The sequence below is a fragment of the Zoogloea sp. genome (genome assembly GCF_030157465.1).
GTDB lineage: Bacteria > Pseudomonadota > Gammaproteobacteria > Burkholderiales > Rhodocyclaceae > Zoogloea.
Map to the genome: position 1 here is coordinate 1 of NZ_JAOAUU010000115.1, position 12,171 is coordinate 12,171.

Annotated in this window: 15 protein-coding genes and 1 CRISPR repeat array; of the genes, 4 read left to right on the forward strand and 11 right to left on the reverse strand. The window is 58.3% G+C overall.

Annotated features, from left to right (window positions below; genetic code table 11):
- Positions 1–39: 39 nt before the first annotated feature.
- The 4 genes from Q1W26_RS13905 to Q1W26_RS13920 form a co-directional block, all read right to left on the reverse strand.
- On the reverse strand, positions 40–1,005 hold the full coding sequence (locus Q1W26_RS13905; protein WP_300441278.1) for a hypothetical protein: 966 nt from the start codon (positions 1,003–1,005) through the stop codon (positions 40–42).
- A gap of 105 nt (positions 1,006–1,110) precedes the next feature.
- Positions 1,111–1,347, reverse strand: a complete 237-nt coding sequence (locus Q1W26_RS13910; protein WP_300441281.1) for a hypothetical protein — start codon at positions 1,345–1,347, stop codon at positions 1,111–1,113.
- Positions 1,329–1,850 carry an ADP-ribosylglycohydrolase family protein gene (locus tag Q1W26_RS13915; protein ID WP_300441284.1) on the reverse strand — a complete coding sequence of 174 codons (522 nt, stop codon included), beginning with the start codon at positions 1,848–1,850 and terminating at the stop codon, positions 1,329–1,331. The genes Q1W26_RS13910 and Q1W26_RS13915 overlap by 19 nt, the downstream gene beginning before the upstream one ends.
- 51 nt (positions 1,851–1,901) lie before the next feature.
- On the reverse strand, positions 1,902–2,501 hold the full coding sequence (locus tag Q1W26_RS13920) for a YbjN domain-containing protein (protein ID WP_300441287.1): 600 nt from the start codon (positions 2,499–2,501) through the stop codon (positions 1,902–1,904).
- Positions 2,502–2,555: 54 nt separating this feature from the next.
- Here Q1W26_RS13920 and Q1W26_RS13925 point away from each other — a divergent pair, with 54 nt between their 5' ends.
- Positions 2,556–2,783: a hypothetical protein gene (locus tag Q1W26_RS13925; RefSeq protein WP_300441289.1), complete on the forward strand. Its 228-nt coding sequence runs from the start codon at positions 2,556–2,558 to the stop codon at positions 2,781–2,783.
- Between the two features lie 150 nt (positions 2,784–2,933).
- Here the strand turns inward: Q1W26_RS13925 and Q1W26_RS13930 are convergent, their stop codons facing one another.
- The 7 genes from Q1W26_RS13930 to Q1W26_RS13960 all read right to left on the reverse strand — a co-directional run bounded on the left by Q1W26_RS13930 (position 2,934) and on the right by Q1W26_RS13960 (position 8,877).
- Entirely contained in the window at positions 2,934–3,134 is a 201-nt protein-coding gene (locus Q1W26_RS13930) for a hypothetical protein (RefSeq protein WP_300441291.1), read from the reverse strand.
- Between the two features lie 74 nt (positions 3,135–3,208).
- On the reverse strand, positions 3,209–3,961 hold the full coding sequence (locus tag Q1W26_RS13935) for a hypothetical protein (protein ID WP_300441294.1): 753 nt from the start codon (positions 3,959–3,961) through the stop codon (positions 3,209–3,211).
- A gap of 294 nt (positions 3,962–4,255) precedes the next feature.
- Positions 4,256–6,182: direct repeats of the CRISPR family, unit length 37 nt; unit sequence GTCTTAATCCCTTTATCTTCAGGGCTGGTGTTCAGGC.
- A gap of 118 nt (positions 6,183–6,300) precedes the next feature.
- A complete protein-coding gene (gene cas2 / locus Q1W26_RS13940; RefSeq protein ID WP_300441295.1) occupies positions 6,301–6,630 on the reverse strand; it encodes a CRISPR-associated endonuclease Cas2 in 330 nt (109 codons plus the stop codon).
- The gene (locus Q1W26_RS13945) at positions 6,621–7,418 is read right to left on the reverse strand and encodes a CRISPR-associated endonuclease Cas1 (protein ID WP_300441296.1); all 798 of its coding nucleotides are present in this window, start codon (positions 7,416–7,418) and stop codon (positions 6,621–6,623) included. Before Q1W26_RS13945 ends, cas2 begins: the two co-directional genes overlap by 10 nt.
- Before the next feature lies 1 nt (position 7,419).
- A complete protein-coding gene (cas1, locus tag Q1W26_RS13950; protein ID WP_300441299.1) occupies positions 7,420–8,397 on the reverse strand; it encodes a CRISPR-associated endonuclease Cas1 in 978 nt (325 codons plus the stop codon).
- Positions 8,398–8,411: 14 nt separating this feature from the next.
- Positions 8,412–8,696 carry a CRISPR-associated endonuclease Cas2 gene (locus Q1W26_RS13955; RefSeq protein ID WP_300441301.1) on the reverse strand — a complete coding sequence of 95 codons (285 nt, stop codon included), beginning with the start codon at positions 8,694–8,696 and terminating at the stop codon, positions 8,412–8,414.
- 7 nt (positions 8,697–8,703) lie between these two features.
- On the reverse strand, positions 8,704–8,877 hold the full coding sequence (locus Q1W26_RS13960) for a hypothetical protein (RefSeq protein ID WP_300441302.1): 174 nt from the start codon (positions 8,875–8,877) through the stop codon (positions 8,704–8,706).
- 401 nt (positions 8,878–9,278) lie between these two features.
- Here Q1W26_RS13960 and csm6 point away from each other — a divergent pair, with 401 nt between their 5' ends.
- The 3 genes from csm6 to Q1W26_RS13975 all read left to right on the forward strand — a co-directional run bounded on the left by csm6 (position 9,279) and on the right by Q1W26_RS13975 (position 12,148).
- Positions 9,279–10,394 (forward strand): CRISPR-associated ring nuclease Csm6, encoded by a 1,116-nt coding sequence (csm6, locus tag Q1W26_RS13965; protein WP_300441304.1) that lies wholly within the window; start codon positions 9,279–9,281, stop codon positions 10,392–10,394.
- Between the two features lie 165 nt (positions 10,395–10,559).
- Complete coding sequence (locus tag Q1W26_RS13970; RefSeq protein ID WP_300441306.1) at positions 10,560–11,627, forward strand: RAMP superfamily CRISPR-associated protein; 1,068 nt, start codon at positions 10,560–10,562, stop codon at positions 11,625–11,627.
- Between the two features lie 11 nt (positions 11,628–11,638).
- The gene (locus Q1W26_RS13975) at positions 11,639–12,148 is read left to right on the forward strand and encodes a hypothetical protein (protein ID WP_300441309.1); all 510 of its coding nucleotides are present in this window, start codon (positions 11,639–11,641) and stop codon (positions 12,146–12,148) included.
- Positions 12,149–12,171: the final 23 nt, after the last annotated feature.

Consider the following 12,171-nt stretch of genomic DNA (forward strand, 5'->3'; position numbering starts at 1 on the left):
ATCATCGTTGTGCGGTGGGAGTTCGCTGAAAACCTCGGGTTATTCGAGGTGCTCCTTATTTAAACCAAAGGAAATAATTGCTATCCCAAACGACGTTCCCAGCCTCCGCAACTCGTCAGCCATTTGCTTATCTTCCACCTTGCAAGCAACAACTAACGCCCCACGGTGCGCCCACATGGAGTTGCTTACACATTGAAAAAAATTTTCTCTAAAAGACGACGTGGTCAGCTCCACTTTCAATTCAATGCTATCAAGTCGAAATGGCTGCTCACCCAATATGCTTTTAAGATGAATTGACGTTTTGTCGATATTTCCACTTTCGATGCCAGCGTTCCATCCGAGCTCTATCAAATCAGGATACTTCCACTTGTTAAAACCTTGCTGTCGTCGCTCGCCCTTAGTGTGTTCAATTTTCACCGGATAATTTCCAAAGTGAGACGAATGAAGCATGTATATGGCCCTAAATTTTTCTTCGAGCTGGCCATCCCGCCCTTGACCAACGCCGTCATTGTCCTCACCCGCTTTGATGTCTCCTTGATCTCCGTTTTCGAGAGCATCCGGAAAATCAATATCGGGCGCTGCCGAGGTCGGTGCGTCTGGGCGCAGATAGATTCCATAGCCTTCATCCACTTGAGCCAGCCAAGAGTTTGGCTGTCTTGCGATTCCTGATATAGCTGCGTACAGATAATTTAGTGAGTACCTTCCAAAGACATCAGTGTATTTTTTTTGCAAAGCTTCGGCTAGCGCCCGTTGTGTAATTGACTCTGCTGGATTGGCACTCAACACCATCTTTGCATATACATGAATACTTTCCCTCAGTGACCGTCTATCCCCCTCTCTTTCACCCAAGGAGCCATCAATTGCATTTAACACACTTCTCTCAACCCCCGATGCATCATCACCTTTCAAGGAGCTCGAAGCATCATCAAGCAATTTACTAGACTCAGCATTCGGCTCGCGTTGATTCGATGCAGGCGTGGAGTTATTCAAATCTTCATCTTTCATTATTTTTAATTCCCTAATGAGTGCAAGGCGCAGTATTAGTTTTTAGTGAACAGCATCAGCCAATTGCTATATCTTCTTTTTTAAAGACAACGGGCACTCCACCACTCAGCGTTTCCCGCAACGCTGCACATGCGGCGTGCGCTGCAACAGATGGTGAAAGGCATGGGTGAAGGCGATCATCACGAAACCGATCTGGGGATGAAACGGCGGTAGCCGCCCCACCGCTACGTTGCCCAACCAGCTGCGCACTTCGTCATCCTCGCCCACCGGAAGAATCGACCGGGCAGCCTCGAAGGCGCCGCGGTGGTCATCTGTATTGAGCATCAGGCGGCGGTGGACCATTGGCAGCTGGGATTCGGACGAGTCAGCCGGGCATCGGCGCGGGCGGCGTCCACGGCTTCCTCGAGGGCGACGGCGGACCAGACGCCGAGCGGGGTGGCCCGCATGAGGCTGCCGTTGGCCTTGGATTCCGAGTTGAACATTAGCGCCCGGCGGGTGATGAACTCTGCCAGGTTGGGCCTGTCCGGGTCGCCGTCTTCGAGGGCATTGGCGTTGCCGATGTCGAAAGGCTCGCCGAGATACCAGTGGCGATAGGCCCAGGCGGCCCGACTGACGTCGCAGCGGCCTTGCCCGGCCAAGGCTTGCAGCAGCGCGAGGGTCATCTCGCCGTCGTCGGTGACCTGGCCGCGGGCGGTGTTCCAGATGCCGTACATGCCCAAGGCCTGCTCGACGTCATCCACGCTCGGCTTGCGCCCCAGGAATTCCGGCGTGGCGCCCAGCACGACGTCCATGTCGAGGTCGTGACGACAATGGTCGATGATGCGTCCCTGTGGAAGGGGTCTCACGGTATGGCCTGCCTTCTTAGTCTTATGACTTATTGACGGCACTCCTCCGCATTACTGAAGTGAAGGGTGCGGCGTTTCGCTGGCGGCCGGCTCACTATTGCCGAAGGCGAACACGTCGTCGTTCTTGTCGTAAGTGCTCACGACGTGATCCAGCATGCCAGCGAAGCGGCGGAGGATCCGGCTGAGCTGGGCCAGGATCAGGCCTCGCGCGTAACTCATGCTGTAGGTGACCGACAGGTCCTTGTCCTCGTCAATCGAGAAGCAGCCCAGGAATACGTCGTTGTTGAGGGTATTCACCAAGTCCAGGTGATCCTCGAAATCCTTGCGGATCGGCAGATGGGTGCTGAAATGCACGAAATGGCGGTCGGATTCGACGCGGACAGAAAAACCGACGCCCGCTTTCGTGTGGAACACAAGGCGTTGGGATGCTGGTGCCACATCCCAACCCGCGTCATCCAGAAACTCGGCCAGCGTGTCGAGGGTCACCTCGATCTCCTTGAGTACTTTGCCCATGATTTCTCCTTTCAGTTCAGCAGGGTGCAGTGCTTCGATGACCTGAAGCGTGCGCCCGAGGTGCGTCACGCTTTGTCGCACCGGATGCTTACTATGTTTCCTGCCATGAGAGGCGGATGCCTGGATGGTGAGGGCCAAGCCGGCCGCCCACAACTGACTCGGGAGACGATGATGAGACATCAGGGATATGCGATGTACAACGCCACGAACAACACGCTGGAGGTCATCCGGCCGGGAGAAAACTCCACGCGGGTCATCCGCTGCGCCCAGATCTATCCAGATCGTGAACAGGTGCACGGGGTGGCGATCGACGGTGATTCGATCCTGGTTTACGTCGGGCCTTACAACAACCCGCGGCCGACGCACACCCGCATCTACAGCTTCATGAGCTTGAGTGGTGGGCGACGCGGCTCGCTGTGAGCCACATCGGCATGAAGGGTGGCTGCACCGCCCTTCATGAGACGCCCACGCCGTAGTGAGCTGAGCAAGGCGCGCCACCGCGCGCTGGCCAGTTTCTCCCTCAGTGGTGCCGGGGCACACGCCCCAGTCTGCCCGATGCCCAGCAACTTGCTATGCGGCATTGCACTCGAGGCTGGCCACCAGGGGACGACCTTGGGGCTCAAGCGCGAGGAATCCCGGACGCACACCGCCCTTCACCCGCAAAGGCAGGACATCCTCCGAAAAGCCGAAATCCACGATTTCCGCCTTGCGCAGAAAGGCGACTGACGGTTCCTGTCGGCTGGCATCGTGATGAACGACAAGCACTTTCACGGCGTCCCACGCCTGTCATGACCGGAAAAAGCGGCGCCGAAAACGGCCCTGCTTCCAAGCGCGGGAATGGCCATTCATCTCACGCGCACACCGCAACTCGCAAGAAGTCGTTCATCGAGACAAAGCTCGGGCAGACGGACCCGATACTCGGCCAGGATGCCGATTCCATGGGAGTGGCGGAATGGACGCATTTTACGAAGCTCCGTCGTCTGCTCGCCAAATCTAAGCTCCCGCAGGACATCACCTTTTTTGACCAGCACGCCCTGGAGCTCGAAGCGGATATCTTCCCGCAATCGGGCATCGGAAACGGGAGCCTGGCGGGAAGGTTCGGACATGCAAAAGTCCATCCATGCCCCCGAACGAAACTTGTTGCGCCTATCCCAGGAGAGTTGCAGGGCCTCCATGTGATCGGTGGTGTATCGCATGTCGTCTGCGGCCAGAGGCAGTAAATAGCTCAGGAAGGGGCGCGCGTTGACGCACTCGTGGTTGCCCCCTTCCCTGCAGCCATCGCGGATGCCGACGAAATGATGGATCTTGAGGCCGGCGGCCTCGATCCGGCTCAGGGTCTGGCGATTGTCTTCGCGGAAAACCCACACCGGCTTGCCGTCGCTACGGAAATGCAGGTATTGCGGCGTGTCCTCGATCAACTCGACGCTGCGGCCATGTCGCTCGAAGGATGCGCGAAATCTTAGCCAGGTACTTGCGCTGCGGTCTTGCTCCGACATGATGAAAAGGTCGCAATCCAGGTCGAGCAGGATCCAGGGCGTTTGATGGTGGCAGCTCGGGTAGTAGCACAGCTGCTGATGGGGTTCAAAGCTGGTGTCCATGACGTGTTGTCCTCCGCAAGTAATGGCCTGACGCGCTGTGGTGCCCAGAGCCTGAAGCAATAGTAGCGGCGGGGAGCGACATGGCATGACGCACAAGCGATAGTGGATGCGAACTTTGCCCAGCCAGGAAGACTGAATCCCGATGACGCCACAAGAAGAGATCGGGCCGGTGTCCTGGCTATTTTCATGTCACGACACAACCATAAGCGGTCTTTCGGGAGAAAAAATGCGCAGATCATGACATTAAGATTTTAGCTTTTTCCTTTCGGGGCACCTCATGCGAGGAGCCCGGATAAAAGGACCTCCTGCAGCACCAGCGCGATGTTCAGGCCGAACCGGGTGCAGCGAAGGCAAAGCGCAAGCTGTCTTAATCCCTTTATCTTCAGGGCTGGTGTTCAGGCCCGATCGCACCGGCGATTATACTAAGGCGTGTGCGTCTTAATCCCTTTATCTTCAGGGCTGGTGTTCAGGCGTACATCTGCAGGCGGTCGGTATCCGCCACTTGTCTTAATCCCTTTATCTTCAGGGCTGGTGTTCAGGCGCCGGCATCAAGTCGCTGGCGAACCGGGGTAAGGTCTTAATCCCTTTATCTTCAGGGCTGGTGTTCAGGCTTTATGGGGAAGCAATTGAAAGCCGCATTGATCGTCTTAATCCCTTTATCTTCAGGGCTGGTGTTCAGGCCGCCCTTCGATCTGGGGCGATGCCGCCAAGGGTCTTAATCCCTTTATCTTCAGGGCTGGTGTTCAGGCCAATTGGATCAATAAACTAGGATACTAAAATGATGTCTTAATCCCTTTATCTTCAGGGCTGGTGTTCAGGCGATAGCTGGACCAAAGGCACCCCGACTAATGTGCGGTCTTAATCCCTTTATCTTCAGGGCTGGTGTTCAGGCTTTATCATGCGGATAGTGCCGAGCATGTGCGCACGTCTTAATCCCTTTATCTTCAGGGCTGGTGTTCAGGCGGCAGCGAAGGCGCAGTCCAAGAAGCACAAGTCTTAATCCCTTTATCTTCAGGGCTGGTGTTCAGGCGCGCTCAGCGCCATGATCTACGGCGACAAGTCAGTCTTAATCCCTTTATCTTCAGGGCTGGTGTTCAGGCAGCCGAAAAGGGCGAAGCCGACAAGGGCAACGAGTCTTAATCCCTTTATCTTCAGGGCTGGTGTTCAGGCCCACAAGAGCTTGGGTATAAAAGCAGCGTCCCCGGTCTTAATCCCTTTATCTTCAGGGCTGGTGTTCAGGCGTATTGGGTCTGATCAATGAAGACATAGGCGTAGTCTTAATCCCTTTATCTTCAGGGCTGGTGTTCAGGCACCGCGGAAGAGAGCGAAGAGGAAGAGACAGTTGTCTTAATCCCTTTATCTTCAGGGCTGGTGTTCAGGCCGATTGATAACGAGTTCATCAAGCTCGCAGCTCTGTCTTAATCCCTTTATCTTCAGGGCTGGTGTTCAGGCCAGAAGATCATCACTGCAAAACTCCCTCTTGAGTCTTAATCCCTTTATCTTCAGGGCTGGTGTTCAGGCCCATAAAATTCTCAAACCCTGTCAATCCAGTGACTGTCTTAATCCCTTTATCTTCAGGGCTGGTGTTCAGGCGCAACTCGCGCGAGCAAGAAGGACGGGAAAGAGTCTTAATCCCTTTATCTTCAGGGCTGGTGTTCAGGCTACGACTTCGAGGACTTGCTTGAAGCGGCCGCGTCTTAATCCCTTTATCTTCAGGGCTGGTGTTCAGGCATCCGACCGACTTAGGCCCGACCAACATCATGCGTCTTAATCCCTTTATCTTCAGGGCTGGTGTTCAGGCGCCGAGATAACGACGGCCGTGGCGGGAGATAAGTCTTAATCCCTTTATCTTCAGGGCTGGTGTTCAGGCTATCTAACATATGAGTTAAATAGTTGGTCTTTTACGGTCTTAATCCCTTTATCTTCAGGGCTGGTGTTCAGGCATCGAAATCTACACCGGCCTCGTTGGTTCCGGGTCTTAATCCCTTTATCTTCAGGGCTGGTGTTCAGGCATAATGAGAGGATGATGTGAATCCAGTAGCAAGGTCTTAATCCCTTTATCTTCAGGGCTGGTGTTCAGGCAATTTGAACAAATCATTAATAACATTACCCATTGTCTTAATCCCTTTATCTTCAGGGCTGGTGTTCAGGCAGTACGTGGTCAAAAGGAAGTCCGGGACCGCTGTCTTAATCCCTTTATCTTCAGGGCTGGTGTTCAGGCTGCTAGCGTCAAAAAAACGATATGAAACAATACACTGCAGAGGCCGTTGAAGAAACCCTCCCGGATTGAAAAGCGATGGATCGGGCCGCTGCGGTGTGGAGTGATCATAGCCGGCATTTTAGTCGGTTTGTGCTTTCAGCAGTTGTGGCAGTGCGGCTTGGGTTGAGGACAACAGCTGGATTGTTGCGGGCAGGATGCCGCAGCCGAGGGTCACGATGTCGGGCGTGGGCGGCAGCGGATAGGCGCGCACATCGTCGGCTTCCGGCTTGATGAGGCTCTCCATTTCCTGCAGCAGGCCTTCCACCGCACGGGTGCTGCCCTCAAAGTAGTAGAGGGAGTATTGCACCGGAACGCAGTGCTTGATGACGAAACGGTGCACGCGGTTGAGACGCCTGGGATCGGAAATGTCGTAGGCGATCAACCAGGCACGAGGAGCGTTCACGGCCATTGTTGGTTCTCATGGGCGAGGTGACGACGGAAGCGGGCGAGATGCTCGGGAAGGCGGCCGGGATGGCGCGCAATCCAGCTTTCGACCAACAGCAGTTGGGTGCGGGTTTGGTCTGCCGCAGCGGCGATGCTGGCGGCTTCGAGATTGAGTTCGGCCCACAGCAGGCCGAACAGGTCGTCAGCAAGGTTCAATGGTTGGCCATCGTAGGCCCAGTAGGTGTTAGCGATGGCGGCCACGGCAAGTTGTTTGACCACGAAGGCATAGCACCACGCACGGGCCAGCTCCGGAAACACAGGGTCGAGCTGCGCGTTGTACACATAAACACGCTTGTACTCATCAAAATCGGCCTGCGACATCGGTTGACCGGCATGGGTGGCGCGCAGCGCGGTGAGCACCAGGATGTCCAGGCGGCGGCGCTTGAGCCAGTTGTCGTAGTGGCTGCACCAGTCGGGGCGCTCAAGATAGCTGTCGAGTAGCGCATCAAAGGGCTGCGCCGTGGCCAGACGCGGGCCGGCGCTGCCAAGGGCAGTGCCATGCCCATCCACCCACACCAGCGGAATGCCGCGCGCAAGGCAAAGGGCCAGCGCATTGCCGCTCCAGTCGGCATGGCGGTTGCAGACGATGCGGTCGATGCGCGCCAACGGGTAGCGGGCAGTGGCCTGGGCGCTGCGCCGCAGGAGCAGCGATTCGCCTTCGGCATCGATACGCAGCGGTGTGCTGGTGGCGAGATAGAGCGCCTTGCGGGGCGGATCGCCGATGATGGGGTGGGCAGCGCGGAGGGTTGGCATGTTAGAAGTCCTCGTCGTCGTGGCTGGCGATCCAGGTGCTGCTTTCGTTGCGCAGACTCCGTGCAAGAAGGGCGCAGCGGGCACGCAGCCAGCGCCGCGGCAACTTCGCGCTGCCTTCCCAGGCGGAATAGAAGCGTTCGCGTCCGGCCTTGCCAAGCACGCAGGCACCGTTGTGCTGAGTGAAGTGGTCTTCGCGCAGCGCACGGCTGCGAAACTGCTGCCACACCCAGGCGTCGGCGTGCGGCCGCAGCACTTCAATAAGGTCACAGGCCAGCGATTCACGGCCGAAAGCCGGGCGGTGGTAAAAACCCAGCAGCGGGTCGAGGCCTGCGGCGTGGGCGGCGCGCACGGCGTCAAAATGCAGCATGGTGTAGGCCAGCGACAGGCATGCATTGACCGGATCGCGCGGCGGACGGCGGTTGCGGCCGGTAAAGTCCAGTTCGGGGGGAAAGAGCGCCGTCAGCGCGCCAAAATGAGTACGCGCGGCGGCGCCTTCAAGACCCCGCAAGCTGGCAACATTGCTGCAGCCGGAAATTTGCGCAGCCGCTGCGGCAAGGCCCGCGATGGCGTCGAACAGCTCTTTGCGAAGGTCGGGGCGCTCGGTCAGCGCCAGGCGCAGCAGACTCTGCTGGCGGTATAGCTTGGCTGCAACCATGTCGCGTGCCCAGCCGAGACAGTAGGCTTCGTCCATCACACGGTGGGCCTGGGCAAGACGCACCGCAGCGTCCTGATGAGCAGGGCCGAGCACCAACGCAACGCGGCGGCTGTCCCGCGCGCCGAGCAGCAGCGTTGCGACGCCAGCCTCGGCGAGCTTGATCAGCACTCCGCTGTCGAGCCGGGTCTGACTGCCCTGGATAACAACCCTTTCCAGAAGACGCAAGGGCACGGTGCCGCTGCGCTCTCCGCCTTCATAGAGGGCCAGTGCAGCGCCATCGGCGCGAATTTCAAGCTGGGCGCGATCGAGATAGAGCGTGGCCATGGTGGGCTCCGAAATCAGCTAACGTAAAAGTAGGCAGGGTCGCCGGGTGGGCTGGCCCGGCCGAGGGTCATGCTGCGTGCGTGACGATCGAGACGTAGCAGCAGGAAGCGGTCGTGGTCCTCGTCGAGCAGGAGGCTCATCGCGTGGATGAGCTCGCGTTTCTCGTAGGGCGTCAGAAAAACTTCATGCACCGATTTTTGCCCACCGGTAGCAAAGCCGCGTACCAGTGCCAACGCTGCAACGAGGCGGCGCGGCTCGCTTACGTCATAAGCGGCAAGGTAGAGGTCGCGCTTGGCCATGCTGCAATTACCGGCCTGGCTTGCCGAGATGGCGGTCGGCCAGCCAGGCCGTAGCAAGCACCGCTACGATCACGAGGCCGACCACGGCTGCTGCGGGCAGTGCGGTGGCTTCGGCTGCAAGCACGATGCCGCCGGCACCGGCTTGAAACGCGACGCGCAGAGACGAATTGTCGGTGGACATGCTGTGCTCCTTTCCGGCTCTCGGGTGGTGGGGCTCCGACGGAAAGAAGTATCAGGGACGCATCGGGGCGCGCTCCGGGCTGCAAGCTTGCAACGCTTCAAGCCAAGGCAACCCATGTCAAACAGATAGCTTTATCATTGGGCGCCTTACCTTCAGAAGCCAACAACAATAATGGCCCCAGCGCAGTTCATGATCGTTCATGCGGCCCGTATTTGCTGCGCGCGGGGGCAGACAACCGCGTCAATCCGGGTATTGCTCGCTGCGGCTCACCGTTCCGCTCTGCGCCGCCTTGTGCCGCCACGGCCAGCGTGCCTTGCCTTCAGAACGGCAAGCTTGCCGAAGCTCACCGCCAGGTGTGGAGATGAAACAATGCACCTCCGTTTTGCACCGTTTCAGCCGCAATGAGCCCCCCGCCCGCTACACGCCGCATCCTGCTTGCAGTTACCGGACTTACGCCCCAGGTCGTTACCGAAACACTCTATGCGTTGGCCTGCCACACCGCACTGCCCTGGATACCTGACGAGATTCACCTGATCACCACTGCCACCGCCGCAGAAAACGCCCGCCTCAACCTGCTCTTGCCGGGTGGCTGGTTTCATCGTCTGTGCGCTGACTACGGTCTGCCGGCCATCAGCTTTCCAGTCTCCAATATCCACATTCTTTGCGATGCCGACGGCAAGACCCTGGACGACATCCGCACCCCCTTGCAGAACACCCTCGCGGCCGATTTCATCACCGAAACGGTGCGCAGCCTGACCCAGCCCATCGACACCGAACTGCATGTCTCGATTGCCGGTGGACGCAAGACCATGGGCTATTACCTGGGCTACGCGCTGTCGCTGTATGGGCGCCCGCAAGACCGCCTTTCGCATGTGCTGGTTTCCGAGCCCTACGAAACCAATCGTGAGTTCTACTACCCCACGCCTTACGACCACCCCATTCACCACCGTCGCGGCGACAAGGAGATCACTGTTGATGCACGCAACGCCCGCGTCGAGCTTGCGGATATCCCGTTTGTACGGTTGCGGGGCGGCTTGCCGGTAGAACTGCTGGAAGGGGCGGCGCGGTTTTCACAGGCCGTGGCGGCAGCCCAAAACAGTGGCCGGGACATCGGGCTTGTCATCGACCTTGCCGAGCGCCGCGTCACCGCCAGCGGCGAAATCGTAAGCTTAACGCGGCAAAATTTGGCGCTGCTCCTGTGGCTGGCGCAGCGCCGCAAGGCCGGACTCGGCCCGATCCAGTGCGCCAAGGCCGGCAACATGGAGGCGGCGGACGCCTACCTCGCAATCTGCCGTCAGCTTGACGCAGAGGATGACCGCACCCGCAACAGCCTCAAAAACGGCATGGACAGCGCCTGGTTCAGCCCCGCCAAAACCCGCCTGCACGACGCACTGACCCGCGCCCTGGGCAAGAACGGCGCAAAGCCCTACCTGATCCAGGCTTCGGGACCGAAGAAAGGCAACCAATTTGAACTCACCCTCGCAGCCGAGCACATCCATCTCAAGGGTGGGCGGTAGACGATGCCGATGCTGGAAAACGTGGCCCGGAGGCTGGCACATGCAGGAACGCGGGGCATGCAGGCTGCAAGCTTGCGAACGGAACGAATGGGAAGCAAGGCAGGACAAAATGCACTATGCCAAATCGAACGTGAATCGCTTAAAAGCCGAAACAGGAAGAGGTCGATGATCAAACGCAGCTACTCACTACAACTCGCGACACCGGCTTTCCTCGGTGGCGCAGACCAGCGCGCGGAATGGCGCACGCCGCCTTTCAAGGCACTGATCAGGGAGTGGTGGCGAATCGCCGTTGCTCCAGAGGTCGGCTTTTCCTTTTCGCGACTCAAGGAGCGTGAAACCGAACTGTTTGGCACGGCGGCCGACGAAGGCGGGGGCGAGAACCACAAGAGCCTGATCCGGCTGGCACTCGCGAGCTGGAGTGAAGGCAAGCTGAATTCGTGGCCAGCCGGTGAACCTCGTGTCCCTCACCCTGAAGTCAAGAACCGGGAAACAGGTGCCGCCCGTCCGGTTGGAAGCGAGTTGTACCTCGGTTATGGACCTCTCGTTTTCCAGCAGGGTAGTACCCACTTGAAAAACGGTGCAGCCCTTCAAGCGGACGAAACGAATACGTTGAAACTCGCTTTCCCCGAAACACAGGCTGATGCAATGACCAGGGCACTTACCCTTGCTCACTGGTTTGGCACGATCGGCGGGAGGAGCCGCAACGGCTGGGGATCATTCGCCCTGAAATGCATATCTGGCGCAGAGACTGCACTTGCACGGATATCTCATGAAGCACTCAAACAAACCGGCTCTACCCGAGCACTTACGCAATGTCTGTCCCTCGACTGGCCTCACGCAATCGGCACTGACCCGACGGGTCCCTTGGTCTGGCACAGCAAGGCAGCTTTCGCTAATTGGCGCGAAGCAATGAGGTTCCTGGCCCAAGTGAAGATCGGGTTTCGTACTTCGCTTGAATTCAACAGTGGCAAGAATGCAATACGGGTTGAAAAAAGGCATGTCCTGGCCTACCCCGTCACCAACCATTCGGTCGGCCAGTGGGGTAATAACGCCCGGATAGCAAACACACTACGGTTCAAGCTTCAAAGAGACGATGACGGCACCTTTCGAGCCCTTATCTTTCACACGCCCTGCCGCCCAACCCTGCCACATGACGGCATCGATCTGCTCGGCACGTGGCAAATCGTCCATAAGCACCTCGACGCCCACCCGCAGCTCACTCGTATGTCCTGACCGCCACGACCATGACTCATACTGACAACACCATCTGGCTCGCAAAGCTCGCCGCGTGGACCCACGATCCGGCGGAAAAGGCTCTCGTTCTGCTGCGTGACCCGGCCGGCCACGAGGGCGGTACGGTTCGCGAACTGCGCGCTACGCTTTTCCCGGCCGGCGTTTCCAAACCCATCGCCGAACACGTCAAGCGTGCCGACCACTGGGCCAGCGCGGCTGACCGGCCGCAGTTCCCCCGCAGCGACAAGGATGGACGCTACGCGAGCTGGACCCAGGTCCGCTTTCACGAACAAGCGGTACTTATCCATCCACTCTCGGGCACGGAATACGATCTCGGGAAGCTTGATGTCGAGGCCGCCCATATTCGGGCTGTTTCCACCGCTCACTTCAATAGCCTGATTGAGCGCGATGCCGACGGCCAGCCTGATGCCCGCCGGACCGCACTTTCATTTTGGCGCTTTGGACCGGAGCTCGACGCCGACGGTCTACGGGCACCTCGAATAACCCGAGGTTTTCATTGAACCCCACCTCGCGCCCCTAATCG